Genomic DNA, 16,648 nt, shown 5'->3' on the forward strand with positions numbered 1-16,648 from the left:
CTCTTGAAAAGCCGCATTAAGCGGCTTTTTTTATCCTTTCAATGCCAGAATCAACCAGCCAACAATTAACGCCACCGCAAAGCTCATTAATGTACCCAACATCATGTACTCCGTGAGTCGCATGTCTCGCTCGCGAGAGAGGTCGCCCACCCGGAAAACGGTTTTGGTGGCCACCAGAAAGCCTAAGCCTGTGAATTCATCTACCAGAATAAAAGAGAGTGCGAGCAAGCGTTCCACATAGCCTATCCAACGACCCGCATTACTCAGGCTTTTTTGTTCTGGTGTTTGCGCATTTTGTTGTTTTAGCTTTTCGGTGTGTGTCGCCAACAGCTGTCCAATAAGAATACTGGCGGGTTTGAAAATGACGATGTATCCAAGCACATATAACAGATTGTTTTTGGTGAGATAGGTGTCGGTTTGAGTGATGACATCCCAAACCGGCTTTTCTTCCAGCAGCAACGCAACTAAGACTATGACCGCGATGTGTGCCACTTGATCTATGACAAATGCGATGACACTGGTTCGGCCCGCTTTAGCCCAGTCGATCATAAAGTGCGTGGCGGTAATAAGTCCGGCTGTCATTAGCGCTTGATCAAGGGTGACATCAGCCAGCCACAGTGCCACTAAAGCGAGTATGGCATGAACACTGGCATGTAAATAGAGGGCAGGAGAGCGTACGCCTTTGTCGTTTCGGCTACTGATCCAGTTGTCTGGTTGCAGATAAAAGTCGCCGATAAAATGGGCAGCTATTAGTAGTAGAAACAGCGTCATTAAGCCTCATCCTTTTAGTGCATTAATGTAATCAATAAAGGGTGCCAGCAAGTCCCCACCGGCCGATTTTAGTCGCTCGCTGATATTCTGCCTTGAGGTATTGTTATTGTCAGCCAGAACTTGATGCGTTGGGAAGTTTTGTGACAAATATTGATACAGCAGATCCGCTTGTTTTTTACTGAGGCGGTTTAATACGTAGCTTAATTGACTACACATGATGTCCAGCGCGGTTTGTTGACCGTTTGTGCCTGATTGACCTGGCGCTAAAATAACCCTGAATTCTCCTCCTCGGGTGTTATCCAGGGTTCGGCCTGATAACACAAAGGCTTCGCCGTTAGAGGTCCCGGGACTTGATTCCGACAGCGTACCTTCACCATACGCTAGGGCCTGTGTGCAGTTTACTGCTACCTCGCTAATCTGGCTGTTCAGATAGAGCCTAATAGTAAATAATGCATGAATGGCGTGTTTCGGGTCGGGAAATACAACTTGAAAGCCATCACCTCGAAACAGTTCATAGGTACAACCTGTTTGCTTTTGAAGGTGATTTAGCACCGTGGTGAGCGCATTGATGGTTTGCGCATAATGTGTCGATGACAATCGGGTCGATTCGACTAAATCACCGGTCAGCACAGCAATCATTTCGCCTCCTGGGTAACAGCATCATGGCCATTGGTGGGTTTTATGCAAGGTTATAATCTTGCTTTATTAAATGCAAGTCTATAGCCTTGCTTTTATCAATGCAATACTCTGGGCTTGCAAATGCGGATTAGCGGTGAACGAAACCATTGTTATCATTTAATGATGTGAATACAAATTACCGTCGCCTGGTATCAAGGGCCGCTAAGAAGTTAAGGGCAAAAATAACCGCAAAAGTAGGCGAAATCAGCAGTACTGATCCGTTACACTGCCAGATAAAACCACTAAAACCAAAAATAAGGGATTATGCTTCATCGCATCTGGCTTTCATTTATCGTTCTGGCATTTATCGCCACTGTCTGGCAAGCCTTTTTCGGCCATGCACCGGGTGGGTTTCAGGATGTCATGCAGTCTATTACCAGTATGGCTCAGCTCAGTGTGGATATCGCCATTGGACTTATCGGCGTATTAGCGTTTTGGCTGGGGATATTTGAAGTGGCCGAGAAATCCGGCCTCATCAGTAAATTTTCTCGTGTTCTGGCTCCTTTCCTTTGCCGCATTATGCCTGATATTCCTCGCGATCATCCTGCGCTTGGAAGCATCACCATGAACATGTCTGCCAATGTACTCGGACTCGACAATGCAGCCACTCCTTTTGGCATAAAAGCCATGCAGGACATGCAATCATTAGCCACAGACAAAGAAACCCTAACAAACAGTCAGATCCTTTTCTTAGTTCTGAATACGTCATCAGTCACCTTGTTTCCCATCGCGGTATTTTTGTATCGGGCAGAGCAGGGCGCAGCGCAACCCACGGATGTGTTTATTCCCATTTTATTGGCAACCAGTGCGTCAACGTTAACCGGATTAATTGTCACGTGCCTGATTCAGCGGGTAAATTTATTTAATCGAGTCGTACTTTTTTATCTGGTAGGTCTGTTTGGCTTACTGGGTGCTGTTATCGTGTATTTTTCGCATTTAGCAGCCAGTGAACTGGCTTCCCAATCGGCCATTGTTGCTAACTTTCTACTGTTTTTATTCATCGTGGTTGTGCTTGTTACCGGATGGAGGCGCAATCTCAATACCTATGAATTGTTTATCGATGGTGCGAAAAAAGGCTTTAATGTGGCTATTTCTCTGATCCCGTTTCTATTAGCTATGCTCATTGCCATCGGCATGTTACGGGCCAGTGGCATTCTTGATATGGTCAGTACGGGTATTGCCTGGGCTGTGACTGCGGTAGGTGGCGACGCCCGCTTTGTAGATGCCTTGCCCACGGCCATCATGAAACCATTGAGTGGCAGCGGTGCTCGGGCGCTAATGATTGAAACCATGCAGCATCATGGCGCAGATTCATTTTCGGGTCGCCTCGCGTCAGTGCTGCAAGGTTCAACGGAAACCACGTTTTATGTTCTGGCGGTTTACTTAGGCGCTGTGGGCATAAAACACGCTCGCTATGCCGTTGCGTGCTGCTTAGCTGCGGATTTCGCCGGAATATTTGCTGCGATTGTCGTGAGTAACTGGTTTTTCGGTTAAGCCCGTGTTCAGTTTACCTAGTAATAATGAGGTCTTTTCTCAATAAAAGGTAATTCACTATGACCAAACACATTTCTGTGCTCAAACCTGTTTCTTTAGCACTTGCACTGTGTCTTTCTTCGGCCATTGCCCAGGCCCAGACGACTGAACCTGCCATTCAGGTAAACGGAACCGGAAGTTATGCCGTTGTGCCGGATGCCTATACCATTACTTTCGTGATGGAAGAAAAAGGTGAAACGGTATCCAAGCTGAACACCAAAATGCAGGATGACATGCAATCGGTACTTAAATTTCTGCTCAAAGAAGGCATAGAGGAGAAACATGTACAATCGATGCAAATCAGTCTGAATCCCTATTACGAGTCAACGTCACAAGGTCGTGAACAGCGAGGATTTGTCCTTAGCAGACAAATTCAGGTAACCGATACGGATATAAATCATTATGATCGTATCATTGACGGTGCTTTATCCCGCGGTATAGATCGTATACAAGGGTTTGAATTTATCGCCAGCCAGCAGGACAATGCCTATGAAAAGGCCTTGATAAATGCTGTTAAAGACGCAAAATTACGGGCTAGCCTGTTGGCCGACCAACTAGGCGTAAAAATTGGGAAGGTATTGTCGGTAACTGAAACCGGTAATAGCTATCCTATGCCGGTGATGAGAATGGAAATGTCAGCCAAAGCTGATTTCTCTTCGGCAATGCCAGGAGAACAAATGATCGAAGCCCGCGTTAACGTGAGCTTTGCGATTGATGAATAATTTTGAGGTAATTTTTGAAAAGTACGCTTTACGCTGAATTACTGGCCCAGGCTAAAGGCCTGATGGCCGGAGAAGCTGACCTGATTGCGAATATGGCCAATCTCAGTGCACTCATGTTTAATCGTTTGGAAAACGTGAACTGGGCTGGCTTTTATCTTTATAAAGAAGAACAATTGGTGCTTGGTCCGTTTCAGGGCCAACCGGCTTGTATTCGAATTCCCATGGGACGTGGTGTGTGCGGCACCGCCGCGGCTGAGCGAACCTCCCAACTGGTAAAAGATGTTCACGCTTTTGATGGTCACATTGCCTGTGACGCTGCCTCAAACTCTGAGATCGTGATTCCACTGGTGTTGAATAACGAACTGATTGGCGTTCTTGATATAGACAGCCCAATTTACAGCCGCTTTGACGAAGACGATAAACTCGGCCTAGAAGCCTTAGCTGCTGCATTAATGGACAGTCAGCAATGAAAGAATACGTAGACATTCATGTTGTGCTGGCAACGCCAGCCGACATGGAAGACAATTTCGATGAGCCGGAAGAGGCTGCTGAACGAATAAATTTTATTCTTCACTGCATTTACGACCGTGCTGACGAAGACGTTGATACCCAGTGGCTTGAGCGTTTATTGCACTACACTTGGGAAACATGGCATCAAACCGGCAATTTATTGGACATTGAGGACGATGAATTGCTTGATTGGGTTGACCACACGCTGGCAACTTGGGATGATGCTGACAATGAAGAAGATTATTAACCACACGTAAAGTATTGATGGAATCCACAGAGAAGTTTGCAAACAGTAAAGAAGTCATCGCCTTTCTGGCAGAAACCTTTCCAAACTGTTTTTCCACCGAGGGCGAAGCTCGACCTCTGAAAATTGGTATTTTTCAGGATTTGGCTGCACGCCTGGAAAACGAAGAACGCGTAAGCAAAACGCTATTGCGCTCAACGTTACGCCATTACACTAACAGCTGGCGCTATCTGCACAGCATCAAGGAAGGCGCATATCGTGTCGATCTTGATGGCAATCAGGACGCGCAGATTGAGCAGGAACACGCTGATCACGCCAAACAACAGTTGGATGAAAGCAAAGCGAAAGCGGCTGAAAAGCGCAAAGCAAAGCAAAAACCAGCCGGCGATAAGCGACCTCCCCAACGTCGTCCACGTAGCGAAAACGGCCAAAAGCCTCAGCCACGGGTGAACAAGGGAACTAAATCCAATTCTGAAAGACCAACTAGAACACCCCCTGCAAAATTAACAGATGCAGATTGCCAGCCAGGCACAGCGGTTACCGTAAAACTCGGTAAAGCACCAATGCCAGCAGTTATCACTGAAGTAGCCAAAGACGGTATTCACGTTCAACTCGATTCAGGCATGGTGGTGAAAGTTAACGCAGACGCGTTACGTTTGGCTAATACCAAGAGGTCGTAATATGAAAGAACTCCTTCGCATTTCCATTGCCAGTGCATTCCTCACCGTAGGAGTGGGAGCTGGAGCCACTACCACCACAGAACAGGCAGACGATACGCTGCCGGTACTGGAGCAGGAAACGCAACATAGCGTTGCTGCAAAACGGGTAGGGGCACTGTTCACACGGGCGCATTACAAGGAAATTGCGTTGGATGACGCCCTCTCTGAAAAAATCTACGATCGTTTCCTGCGCTCGCTCGACAGTAACAAACAAGTGTTATTGCAGTCTGATATTGATGATTTCGCAAAGTATCGTGATGCATTCGATGAAGCGCTGGCAAGAGGCAACTTGTCGGTTGCGTACAACATGTACAATGTGAGCGCCAAGCGTCGGGTAGAGCGATTCGAGTACGCGTTAAGCTTGCTTGACGAAGAGTTCGATTTTGAAAAAGAAGGCGATAAGTTTTATTACGATCGCGAGGAAGCCAGCTGGCCCGCAAACGAAGCTGAGCTTAACGAGTTATGGCGTCAGCGTGTTAAATACGATGCGCTGAACCTGATCATGGCTGATAAAACTTGGGAAGAAGCAAAAGACTTACTGACCAAGCGATATCAGCGGGCAATTAAGCGTTTACAGCAAGCAGAAAGTGAAGATGTGTTCCAAACCGTCATGAACTCTTTTGCTCGCAGCGTAGAAGCGCACACCAGTTACCTTTCACCTCGGAACGCCGATCGTTTCCAAATGGAAATGAACCTGTCTTTTGAAGGTATTGGTGCGGTACTCCAAAGTGAAGATGATTTCACGGTAATTAAAAGCATTGTACCGGGCGGCCCGGCTGACAAATCGAATGCACTTAAGCCAGAAGATAAGATCATCGGCGTAGCGCAAGACGATGAAGAATTCGTCGATGTTGTTGGCTGGCGCCTAGATGAAGTCGTTGACTTGATTAAGGGGCCAAAAGGCAGCACGGTACGTTTGCAGGTTCAAAAAGGGGCTTCTGACAGTAAATCTATGGCGGTGGTCAGCATGACGCGCGACAAGATTAAATTGGAAGACCGCGCTGCGAAAGGTGAAGTTTATGAGCCTGAAACCGGGCCATATGCGGGCGAGAAATTAGGGGTTATTACGATTCCCAGTTTCTACAACAACCTTAGCGTTGATGTGAAAAAAGAGCTGGATACGCTAAAAGCCCAGGACGTGAAAGGCATCATTGTCGATTTACGCGGCAACGGTGGTGGTTCACTTACCGAAGCAACCCTACTGACCGGTTTATTCATTGAAAAAGGTCCGGTGGTACAAATTCGCTACGGTGAAGGCAAGGTCAGTGTTAATCGCGATACTGACGGGCTGGTGACCTACGACGGGCCGCTGACAGTTCTGGTTGACCGTTACAGCGCATCTGCGTCGGAGATTTTCGCGGCAGCCATGCAAGATTACAGTCGTGCTTTAATTGTGGGTGAGCAGACCTTTGGTAAAGGTACGGTTCAGCAGCATCGTGGCTTAGGCCGGATTTACGACCTTTATGAAAATCCACTCGGCAGCGTTCAGTTCACCATTGCGAAATTCTACCGTATTGATGGCGGCAGTACGCAACATAAAGGCGTTGTACCAGACATTAAATACCCGTCACCTATCGATCCGGCTGACTGGGGAGAAAGTCAGGAAGAAAACGCGTTACCGTGGGACAGTATCGACCGTGCTAATTACACCACTTTTGGCGATAGCCAAAGTGCACTGGACGTATTGGCCGCCAAGCACAGCGCCCGGGTGATGAAAGATCCTGAGTTCATCTATCTTGCTGAAGATATTGATGAGTACAAGAAGAATAAAGACAAAGAATTTATCTCTCTTGTGAAGTCTGAGCGCGAAGCGAAAAAAGACGAAGCGCGCGAGCACGATTTGAAGCGTGCCAATGAGCGCTTAGCACGAATGGGCAAAGAGCCGGTGGAATCTTTGGACGACTTACCTGAAGATTTAGAAGAACTGGATCCGTTCCTCGATGAAGCAGCAAATATCACCTACGATATGCTGGATACCGGTAAGTACGCAATTCATCAACAAAAAACGCAATAATATCAAGACTACAGGGGCTGGTGCCAAGGCCAGCCCCTTTTTTGTGTCTATAAGAAAAATAAAACACTACAACAATAATAAAGGGAAACATCCATGGCAACGCGAGGTGAATTTTCATCACGGATAGGCTTCGTTCTGGCTGCAGCTGGCTCTGCGGTGGGACTGGGAAATATATGGGGCTTTCCTACACAAGTTGCGACCAACGGTGGCGCTGCATTTGTATTAGTGTACCTGTTACTGGCCTTCGTATTGGCTTATCCGGTACTCATGGCAGAGTTGATCATTGGTCGTTCTACCCGGGCCAATATGGTCGATGCGCTCACTAAAATATCCGGTAACGTCACAGGAACGCTAACTGGCTTATGGGGCTGTTTGACTGTTTCCGGCATTCTTGCTTTCTATGCCATTGTGGGCGGTTGGATGTTGTCATTTTTCTTAGATGGCATTGTTCGCGCACTTGGGCTAAACGACCTGTCACCGTGGATCACGGAATTCTCTACTTCCAGAAATATTCTATTTTGCCTCTGTTTCATGATTATGACGGCGGGCATCGTTTTGGGTGGTGTGAAGTCCGGGATTGAAAAATGGTCAGTGCGTTTAATGCCGTCACTGGTGGTTATCATTCTTGCGTTGATCGTTTATGTGAGTCTGCAACCCGGTGCAGGTGAAGGCTGGGCAGCGTACCTTTTGCCAGACTTTAGCCGCGTGACGGATCCTGACTTGCTCATAAGTGCCATGGGCCAAGCGTTCTTCTCCATGTCTTTAGGTGTCGGTACCATGCTGGTTTACGGCTCTTATGTGTCGAAGAAAGAAAACTTGCCTTCCATCGGTATGTGGGTTGCACTGGTAGATATCGGCGTGGCTATCATTGCCGGTATGCTGATCATTCCCGCCATGTACGTTGCATTAAATAACGGCGTAGAAATCTTTAATGCAGACGGCGCGCTTATTGACGGCGACCAACTTATTTTTACCGTTTTACCCGCATTATTTAACACCATCGGCACCGTAGGCATCTACGTATCCATCGCATTCTTTGCACTGATGGTGATTGCCTCGTTAACCTCTTCTATTTCTATGCTCGAAGTACCCGTTGCTTATCTGGTAGAAAATCATAAGAAAAAGCGCAGTACCGCGGTGTGGATCATGGCGGCGATTATTTTTGTTTCCAGTTGTACCATTATTCTCAATTTCGACGCTTTATTTGTATTGGTGATCACCGCCACCACTGAGTACAGCCAGCCGTTGCTTGGTTTGGTTCTGTGTATTTTTGCGGGTTGGGTATGGCGAAGAAATGCTATTCTCGAAGAGCTAAAAGACGGCTTTGCGGAAGCGGAACATAGTCTGTTCTGGAAAATCTGGCCCTGGTATGTGAAGTTCGTCTGTCCGGTGGTTATCTTCCTGATGTTTACTCGTTCGGTTCTGTAAGTTTCATAATAAGAGTCATAACTACAATGAAAAAGACAATAAAAGATCCTTCACTTCTCGACGCACTCATTCCTATTGTCGCGCTTGTTATCATGATGGGAAGCGCGGTTTATCTGTTTGCAGACAACTCGTCTTACGGTCCTAATCAGATTGCACTGTTATTAGGAACGGGACTCGCAGCCATCATCGGTATGAAAAATGGCCATAGCTGGAAAGAAATAGAAGCCGGCATCGTTAAAGGTATTTCGATGGCACTGGGCGCTTGTTTGATTCTTCTGGCGGTGGGCTCCCTCATTGGTACCTGGATGTTAGCTGGCACCGTACCTACGTTGATTTTCTACGGCCTTGAGCTGCTGAATCCTTCGTTTTTCTACGCCGCTACCTGTCTGATTTGTGCGGTTGTGGCTATGAGCATTGGTAGCTCCTGGACCACCGCAGCCACAGTGGGTGTAGCGCTCATGGGCGTGGCGACCGGTATGGATATGTCACCGGCGATTACGGCTGGCGCTGTGGTATCTGGTTCTTATTTTGGTGACAAAATTTCACCACTGTCTGAAACCACCAACCTGGCACCGGCCGTGGCAGGCACGGATTTGTTTGAGCATATCCGTTATATGCTTTGGACGACCATTCCTAGTTTCATCATTGCCCTTATTCTGTTCACGGTACTGGGATTTTCTGAAACGGACGCTGCGTCGTTAGCACGTATCGAGCAAATGCAAACGCTACTGGGTGAATCCTTTAATTTGGGTTGGTATATGCTAATCCCGTTGGTTGTTTTATTAACCCTCGCCGTACGTAAAATGCCCGCCTTTCCTGCGGTTTCGATTGGCGCTTTGTTGGGTGGGATTTGGGCAATTGTGTTTCAGGGCGATGTGGTGGCAGGTATGGCCGACAGTGCAGACTCAGAAGCCATCGGTACCTTGAAAGTGGTTTGGACGGCGTTGTTCGATGGCGTAAGTTTCTCCACCCCTGATGAAAACCTGAATGCGCTGCTTAGTCGCGGCGGTATGTCTTCAATGCTGAATACGATTTGGCTGATTATTTGTGCTATGTCCTTTGGTGCGGTACTGGAGCGAGTAGGGCTGCTAAAACGTGCGGTGAGCGCTATTCTTATTGGAGCAAAATCTGCTGGTGATATGATTAGCCGTACCATACTTACCTGTCTTGGCACTAACCTGGTCACTGCCGATCAGTATATGTCCATTGTTATGCCAGGCCGTATGTACAAACAGGAATTTGAAAAACGGGGATTAAACCAACTCAATCTTTCCCGCAGCCTGGAAGATGGCGGTACACTGACGTCGCCGCTCATTCCGTGGAACACCTGTGGTGCCTACATGCAAGGTGTCTTGATGGTGCACCCGTTTGAGTACATCTTTTACACGTTCTTCAACGTAATTAATCCTATCCTCGCAGTCATTTATGCGTATCTGGGCATTAAGATCCTTCGCCTGGAGCCTCCGTTCCCAAGCAGTGAAGACAAAGGGGAGCGCGCATAGTTTTTCTTTTATAAGGGGTTCTTATGAGCGTTAATGTTAAGCGTCGGCTGGATTACCAGCCGCCACTGTACACGATCACCAATGTGGTCATGCATGTACAACTTCATGCTACTGCAACACGTATCAAAACCGTGTCTACCGTCCAGCGTGTGGGTAACCATAATTCTCCGCTGTTTCTCGATGGTGAAAAAATGCAGTTGCTCAGCCTTGCGGTTAATGGCGAAGCCTACAACCTTTATTCTCACGTAGACGGTGGAATTTCACTTACCGAAGTGCCTGATACGTTCGAGCTCACCGTCGAAACTGAAATCGACCCGCAGAATAACAAGGCCCTTGAAGGCCTTTACCTGTCTAACGGTGTTTTTTGTACCCAGTGTGAAGCGGAAGGTTTCCGCCGCATTACTTATTTCCTCGACCGCCCTGATGTGTTGGCGAAGTATGAAGTTACCGTATCTGGCGACAAGAAAAAATATCCTACGTTGCTGGCAAACGGAAATCCTATCGCAAAAGGTGAACAGAGTGATGGAACGCACTGGGTAACCTGGCAGGACCCGCATCCTAAGCCTTGCTACTTGTTTGCTTTGGTTGCCGGTGATTTCGATTTACTTGAAGACAATTACATCACGACCAGTGGACGCGATGTTAAACTTGAATTGTATGTCGATAAAGGCAAACGTGATAAAGGAGTTTTCGCCTTAGAATCACTCAAGCGAGCGATGAAATGGGACGAAGATACCTTTGGCTTGGAATACGATCTCGACATTTATATGATTGTGGCCGTTGATTTCTTCAACATGGGGGCAATGGAAAATAAAGGTCTGAATGTCTTCAACAGTAAGTTTGTTCTGGCCGATCAAGACAGTGCTACCGATGAAGACTTCTTCAACGTGGAATCTGTCATTGCCCACGAATACTTCCACAACTGGACTGGCAACCGGGTAACTTGCCGCGACTGGTTCCAACTGAGCCTGAAAGAAGGTCTTACCGTGTTCCGTGATCAGCAGTTTAGCGCTGATATGACCTCGGCGTTAAGCAACCGTATTAAGCACGTGCGGGTGATGCGAGAGCATCAATTTGCGGAAGACGCCAGTGCCATGAGTCATCCGATCCGCCCTGATGAAGTTATCGAGATGAATAACTTTTATACGGTGACGGTTTACGACAAAGGCGCTGAAGTCATACGCATGTTCCACACCTTGCTAGGTGCTGATGGTTTCCGTAAAGGCATGGATGAGTACTTCCGTCGTCACGATGGCCAGGCAGTAACCTGTGATGATTTTGTCGCTGCAATGCAAACCGCCACTGAGCGAGATTTATCGCACTTTGCCAAATGGTACAGTCAATCGGGTACGCCTGTAGTTGGTGTTTCACGCATGTACGACAAACAAAAGCGTACGTTGCATATCTCGCTTTCTCAGCACACACCTGCCACTGCAAACCAACAAGAAAAAGAACCTTTATATATTCCTGTGGCTTTTGAGTGTATCGACGATATCGGCAAACATTATCCCGATGACGACGGCCTGATTAAAGACGGTTTAGTTATTCTCGATAAGCCTAGTGTTTCATTGATGTTTTCTGATGTGCCAGAGTCATGTCTACCGGTTGTGTTAGGGAATTTCTCTGCACCGGTCAAAGTGGATAATCCTCTTTCGGCCAAAGAACTGCTGCAAATATTCCGTTTCGCAGACGATCCTTTCAATCGTTGGGATGCAATGCAATCTCTGTATGATTGGTGTATCACACAAATTGAGCTCGATAAGCCGGTACCTGACTCTGTGTGGAAAGCACTCGCCGACGTGATTGCTGCAGAAAAAGACAATCATGAGCTTTTAGGCGAATGTTTATCGATCCCAAGTTTTGAAACCTTATGCCAAAATCGCGTTGGTGTGGATGTGGCTGCACTGGCTTCTGCCCGCCAATCATTCTGTGCGCAGTTTGCGTCAGAGCTGCATAGTGCATTGTTAACTGTATGGAACGGGTTTTCGTCGGTCAGTTATACGTATAAGCAAACAGACGTGAATGCGCGCCGATGTAAAAATGTGGTGTTAGGTCATCTTGCCCGCACCGCCGACGGTAAAGCGCTTATCGAAAAGCAATTTGCTGAAGCTGATAATATGACGGATTCGCTCGGTGCATTGCGTGCAGCCCAAAGCAGTAGTGCTGAAGTATTCAACAGCTTAATGACCGCCTTCGAACAGAAGTGGAAGCATGATCCGCTGGTGCTAGACAAATGGTTTGCACTGAATGCGACCACTGAGCGTGAAGATATTTTGGCTCACATCACCATGCTTAAATCCCATCCTCAGTTCACCATGGGAAATCCCAACCGGGTGAGGGCGCTCATAGGCAGTTTTGCTTTCTACAATCCGGTTGGCTTCCACCAGCCAGACGGGAGTGGTTACCAATACGTCACCGATTATTTGCTTGAATTGGATCAACACAATCCACAAGTGGCCGCACGCATCGTGACACCACTAACGCAATGGCAAAACTATGCGGAGAAGCATCAGCAAAAAATGAAAGCGCAGTTAACGCGCCTCGTTAATCATGAAGGGTTAAGCAAGGACGTGTTCGAAAAAGTGAGTAAAAGCCTGGCTTACGAGAAAAGTGAATAAACCTGACGCTTTTTATTTTTTTACCTTGTCACTATCTTACACAGACTGCCAGGCGCTTTATCAAAGCGCCGGCCAGTCTGCCATCCTGCTTTCTGAATCCGGCATTCGGGTTCAAGTTCCTGTTAGCCGCCTGCGTCCGTTTATCGACAGTCGTGGCCTGAAAGGGCGTTTTCGCCTGGTCGTGAGTGGCGATAATAAGATCAAAACATTCGAAAGATTACGATAATTTCAGCCAAAAACTGGCGATTCTTCTGATTCTGTTCAATAACTAGTTGAAAGAGAAAATTTTATTGCCAGTGTTAACTGGTACGATTAGTTCTTGCGAAACTGACAAAATGATGTAATCATTTTGTTAACTACCCAAGTTGGTCACACGTCTGCGCGTCGTTACCTGGTATCGTCAGCGCTGGATCAGGAGAATAAAAACTATGATAAACGGGCATAGCACATTTAAAAAGACACCAGTTGCCGCTGGTATCATTGCCTTACTTGCTACAGCCTCTCCGGCTACTGCCGCGAATTGGGAATTCGGAGATGCAACCATTACTCTGGATTCTACTTTCACCTTAGCGACAAGCATCCGTACTGAGGATCGTGATTATCGTCTTATTGGTAACAGCAACCACCCACAGTTCGATTGGACAGGGTATAATGCCGCGACCAACGTGATTTATCAGCCTGCAGATGTTTGGGCGCAAGCCAGTGGTGATTATTCCTCGAATAACGACCTCGGCGATTTGTCCTGGGACCCGGGTAAAGCTTTTTCAACACAGATTTCTGGTAACCATGATTTAGACATTAACATGGGCGACTGGGGTTTCTTTACACGCGCTTTCTGGTTCTATGATTTCGTTCAGAACGACAACGATAATGTCGCGGTAAATCCTATCACGGGGCAGAAGCCTGATCTCTGCGCGTCACCCGGTGCTGAAGAGTTGCTTTGTAATGATTTTCGTATCTTAAGTTCCTACTTTTACGGTGACTTCTGGATTGACGACAAGCCGTTTTCTATCCGTATTGGTGATCAAGTCGTGAGTTGGGGTGAAAGTACGTTTATCCAACACGGTATCAATACCACAAACCCAATCGATGTTAACCGTGCTCGTTCGCCGGGTGCTGAAATTAAGGAATTTTTTATTCCTGTTGGCATGGTGTACGCGTCTTTGGGTTTAACTGACGAAGTTAGTATTTCTGCATACTATCAGTATGAGTGGGAACGCAGCTGGTTGCCGGTTGCAGGCAGCTATTTTGCTACCAACGATTTTGCCAGTGAAGGCGGTCAGGCTAACAATATTCAGCTTGGTTTTACCGGTAACCCGGATATCGATCTGGACTTCCTGTTGACTTCGTTAAATGGTTTGGGTGACGCCCTACGTGCGGGTGCTGATGCAGGTACCATTGGTCAAGCGTATCTTGCTTATCCTACCAAAGTGGCAGTGCGCGGTTATTCTGATGACGCCCATGAAGATGCTGACGATCAAGGTCAGTACGGTGTTCGCCTGACCTGGTATTCTGAGGCATTGAATAATAGCGAACTTGGCTTCTACCACATTAATTATCATAGTCAGCGCCCACTGATTTCCGGTGTGACATCTGACTTTACCCAAGCCGGTATTGCCAGTGATTTAGCGCTAATCGCACAAAATCAAATTACCCGGGACAACATCACCGATTTAGAGGCGTTTACAGAAGCCCGTTTCTACTATCCTGAAGACATTAAACTGTACGGATTTAGCTTTAATACCAACATTGAAAGTTGGGCATTGGCCGGTGAAATTGCTTACCGTGTAGATGAGCCATTGCAAATCGACGATGTTGAACTGCTGTACATGGGTATGCCAGAACAGTTGGCCAACACGGGCTATCGTCCGGACCTGGCTGGTATTTCACAGCTAAACAATATTGATCGTGCGGTGGGACCTGGTGAAACCGCGCAAGGTTTTGTGTTCTCAGATACGGTACAAGCGCAGTTTACGTTAACCCAAGTATTCGGTCCTGCACTGGGCACAGACAATCTGATTTTCCTGGGTGAAGTGGGTTACGTGAGCGTATTGGACTTCCCCGATCCAAGTGTACTGCGTTTGAATGCGCCGGGAACGGGTAGAACACCGTCACTGGAGCCAACGGAAAGCGGTAACCCACGATTTGGTTTACACACCGGTTTGTCAAATGGGCCGGAAACAAACCCCTTTGCCACCGAAAATTCATGGGGTTATCGACTGTTGGCTGTCGCTGATTTTAATAACGTATTCTCAGGTGTGAATTTACGTACCCGAGCCACGTTCTCTCACGATGTAAGTGGTACCACACCGGACCCACTGTATGTCTTTTTGGAAGATTCAAAATCCGCCAGCCTGGCCTTTACGTTTAACTACTTAAATTCCTGGTCTGCGACGGCGTCTTACAGTGCCTTCTGGGGCGGTCTGGGAACAACTAACCAGTTAGCCGATCGCGATTTTGTGTCGTTCAATATCAAGTATTCGATCTAAGGAGTATCGCATGTTTAGAAAAGCAGGACTTATCGCTGCTGCAATGACCTTAGCCCTGTCATCGACCACCGCATTGGCTGCGGTGAGTCAACAGGAAGCTGACAAACTGGGTAATAGCCTCACGCCATTAGGTGGTGATGCGTCAGCGAATGGGGATGGTAGCATTCCGGCTTATACCGGCGGCATTACTAGTGCACCGGCGGGTTACTCTGTGGGTGATCACCATATCAATCCATTCCCGGAAGATAAGGTGTTGTTCGAAATTACTTCGTCTAACTATAAAGAATATGAAGAGTTTCTGGCGCCAGGACAAATTAAGCTGTTTGAAACTTACCCAGACACTTACCGCATGCCGGTATATCAGTCTCGTCGTTCGGCATCCAACCCACAGTTTGTTTATGATGCCACCAAGAAAAATGCGGTTAACGCCGCATTGATTGAATCGGGTAATGGTGTAACCGGCGCCGCAACCGGTATTCCTTTCCCAGTGCCACAAAATGGTCTTGAGGCTATCTGGAACCATATTCTGCGTTATCGTGGCCAGGCCGTGCAGCGTTTTGGTGGTCAGGCAGCGGTAACTTCATCTGGTGATTACAACCTTATTGGTTTCGATGAGAAACTGCTGATCCAGTATTCCGACGAAAACGCGAAGCCAGAAGAGCTGGAAAAAGACAACATCTTGTTCTTCTTCAAACAAAGTGTGACCGAGCCTGCACTGCTGTCTGGCAGTATTCTGCTAGTAAAAGAAACGGTGGATCAGGTTAAAGAACCGCGTAAAGCCTGGAAGTACAGCAGCGCCACCGGCCGCCTGAACGTTGTTCCGCAAATTGCGTACGACACCCCGGGAACTGAAGCGGATGGTCTGCGTACCACCGATGATTTTGATATGTTCAATGGTTCCCCAGATCGCTACACGTGGGAACTGAAGGGCAAAAAAGAAATGTACGTGGCGTACAATAATTACGATTTGCACAGTGATGAGGTGAAGTACGAAGACATCCTCAAGCCAAATCATATTAATCCGGATCTGACCCGTTGGGAAAAACACCGCGTTTGGGTGGTAGAAGCCAACTTGAAAGACGGTTTCCGCCATATCTATCAGAAGCGTACTTTCTACATCGATGAAGATAGCTGGCAAATCCAGGAAGCGGATATGTACGACAAGAACGGTGAGCTTTACCGTGTCGCATTTGCTTACGGCATCAATTACTATGATGTTCCAACCCAATGGTCGACACTGGATGTTTATCACGACTTAAACTCCAGACGTTACCTGGCTATCGGCCTAGATAACGAGACCAAAATGTATGATTTTACTATCCGTCCTCGTGAATCAGAATTCACCCCTAACGCGCTGAGACGGAGAGGCCGTTAATTTCATCCATGAAAAAACGGTTGGCAATGCCAACCGTTCTTTTTT

14 protein-coding genes are annotated in these 16,648 nt (G+C 47.3%); 12 read left to right on the top strand and 2 right to left on the bottom strand.

All coding sequences use genetic code 11. The features are described 5' to 3' along the window. Positions 1–30: 30 nt before the first annotated feature. Both ACXAGX_RS18705 and ACXAGX_RS18710 read right to left on the bottom strand, forming a co-directional pair. Complete coding sequence (locus ACXAGX_RS18705) at positions 31–771, bottom strand: DUF3307 domain-containing protein (protein ID WP_474840233.1); 741 nt, start codon at positions 769–771, stop codon at positions 31–33. 6 nt (positions 772–777) lie between these two features. Then, entirely contained in the window at positions 778–1,410 is a 633-nt protein-coding gene (locus ACXAGX_RS18710) for a hypothetical protein (RefSeq protein ID WP_474840235.1), read from the bottom strand. Positions 1,411–1,713: 303 nt separating this feature from the next. Between ACXAGX_RS18710 and ACXAGX_RS18715 the strand changes: the two genes are divergently transcribed. The 12 genes from ACXAGX_RS18715 (at position 1,714) to ACXAGX_RS18770 (ending at position 16,603) form a co-directional block, all read left to right on the top strand. Continuing rightward, the gene (locus ACXAGX_RS18715; RefSeq protein ID WP_474840236.1) at positions 1,714–2,943 is read left to right on the top strand and encodes a nucleoside recognition domain-containing protein; all 1,230 of its coding nucleotides are present in this window, start codon (positions 1,714–1,716) and stop codon (positions 2,941–2,943) included. A 59-nt stretch (positions 2,944–3,002) separates the two neighbouring features. After that, positions 3,003–3,704 carry an SIMPL domain-containing protein gene (locus ACXAGX_RS18720; protein ID WP_474824616.1) on the top strand — a complete coding sequence of 234 codons (702 nt, stop codon included), beginning with the start codon at positions 3,003–3,005 and terminating at the stop codon, positions 3,702–3,704. Between the two features lie 14 nt (positions 3,705–3,718). Next, positions 3,719–4,174 (top strand): GAF domain-containing protein, encoded by a 456-nt coding sequence (locus ACXAGX_RS18725; RefSeq protein WP_474824617.1) that lies wholly within the window; start codon positions 3,719–3,721, stop codon positions 4,172–4,174. Beyond that, positions 4,171–4,461, top strand: coding sequence for a hypothetical protein (locus ACXAGX_RS18730; protein ID WP_070124669.1), 291 nt, complete (start codon positions 4,171–4,173; stop codon positions 4,459–4,461). The genes ACXAGX_RS18725 and ACXAGX_RS18730 overlap by 4 nt, the downstream gene beginning before the upstream one ends. A gap of 17 nt (positions 4,462–4,478) precedes the next feature. After that, positions 4,479–5,138 (top strand): RNA chaperone ProQ, encoded by a 660-nt coding sequence (gene proQ, locus ACXAGX_RS18735; RefSeq protein ID WP_070124667.1) that lies wholly within the window; start codon positions 4,479–4,481, stop codon positions 5,136–5,138. Position 5,139: 1 nt separating this feature from the next. Continuing rightward, a complete protein-coding gene (gene prc, locus ACXAGX_RS18740; RefSeq protein ID WP_474840239.1) occupies positions 5,140–7,191 on the top strand; it encodes a carboxy terminal-processing peptidase in 2,052 nt (683 codons plus the stop codon). Positions 7,192–7,284: 93 nt separating this feature from the next. Continuing rightward, positions 7,285–8,619 (top strand): sodium-dependent transporter, encoded by a 1,335-nt coding sequence (locus tag ACXAGX_RS18745; RefSeq protein WP_474840241.1) that lies wholly within the window; start codon positions 7,285–7,287, stop codon positions 8,617–8,619. Between the two features lie 26 nt (positions 8,620–8,645). After that, positions 8,646–10,121, top strand: a complete 1,476-nt coding sequence (gene nhaC, locus ACXAGX_RS18750; RefSeq protein WP_474840243.1) for a Na+/H+ antiporter NhaC — start codon at positions 8,646–8,648, stop codon at positions 10,119–10,121. A 23-nt stretch (positions 10,122–10,144) separates the two neighbouring features. After that, complete coding sequence (gene pepN / locus ACXAGX_RS18755; protein WP_474840245.1) at positions 10,145–12,739, top strand: aminopeptidase N; 2,595 nt, start codon at positions 10,145–10,147, stop codon at positions 12,737–12,739. Beyond that, complete coding sequence (locus ACXAGX_RS18760; RefSeq protein ID WP_474840247.1) at positions 12,732–12,965, top strand: DUF2835 family protein; 234 nt, start codon at positions 12,732–12,734, stop codon at positions 12,963–12,965. The genes pepN and ACXAGX_RS18760 overlap by 8 nt, the downstream gene beginning before the upstream one ends. Positions 12,966–13,167: 202 nt before the next feature. Then, positions 13,168–15,228: a DUF1302 domain-containing protein gene (locus ACXAGX_RS18765; RefSeq protein WP_474840249.1), complete on the top strand. Its 2,061-nt coding sequence runs from the start codon at positions 13,168–13,170 to the stop codon at positions 15,226–15,228. A gap of 10 nt (positions 15,229–15,238) precedes the next feature. Continuing rightward, positions 15,239–16,603, top strand: a complete 1,365-nt coding sequence (locus ACXAGX_RS18770; RefSeq protein ID WP_474840251.1) for a DUF1329 domain-containing protein — start codon at positions 15,239–15,241, stop codon at positions 16,601–16,603. Positions 16,604–16,648: the final 45 nt, after the last annotated feature.

Source organism: Alteromonas sp. ABV4_515, assembly GCF_056160345.1.

Excerpts from the sequence above, each read along its gene's own strand:
- ACXAGX_RS18705 (WP_474840233.1), bottom strand. The coding sequence starts at position 771 with ATGACGCTGTTTCTACTACTAATAGCTGCCCATTTTATCGGCGACTTT.
- ACXAGX_RS18710 (WP_474840235.1), bottom strand. The coding sequence starts at position 1,410 with ATGATTGCTGTGCTGACCGGTGATTTAGTCGAATCGACCCGATTGTCA.
- ACXAGX_RS18715 (WP_474840236.1), top strand. The coding sequence starts at position 1,714 with ATGCTTCATCGCATCTGGCTTTCATTTATCGTTCTGGCATTTATCGCC.
- ACXAGX_RS18720 (WP_474824616.1), top strand. The coding sequence starts at position 3,003 with ATGACCAAACACATTTCTGTGCTCAAACCTGTTTCTTTAGCACTTGCA.
- ACXAGX_RS18730 (WP_070124669.1), top strand. The coding sequence starts at position 4,171 with ATGAAAGAATACGTAGACATTCATGTTGTGCTGGCAACGCCAGCCGAC.
- proQ (WP_070124667.1), top strand. The coding sequence starts at position 4,479 with ATGGAATCCACAGAGAAGTTTGCAAACAGTAAAGAAGTCATCGCCTTT.
- prc (WP_474840239.1), top strand. The coding sequence starts at position 5,140 with ATGAAAGAACTCCTTCGCATTTCCATTGCCAGTGCATTCCTCACCGTA.
- ACXAGX_RS18745 (WP_474840241.1), top strand. The coding sequence starts at position 7,285 with ATGGCAACGCGAGGTGAATTTTCATCACGGATAGGCTTCGTTCTGGCT.
- nhaC (WP_474840243.1), top strand. The coding sequence starts at position 8,646 with ATGAAAAAGACAATAAAAGATCCTTCACTTCTCGACGCACTCATTCCT.
- pepN (WP_474840245.1), top strand. The coding sequence starts at position 10,145 with ATGAGCGTTAATGTTAAGCGTCGGCTGGATTACCAGCCGCCACTGTAC.
- ACXAGX_RS18765 (WP_474840249.1), top strand. The coding sequence starts at position 13,168 with ATGATAAACGGGCATAGCACATTTAAAAAGACACCAGTTGCCGCTGGT.
- ACXAGX_RS18770 (WP_474840251.1), top strand. The coding sequence starts at position 15,239 with ATGTTTAGAAAAGCAGGACTTATCGCTGCTGCAATGACCTTAGCCCTG.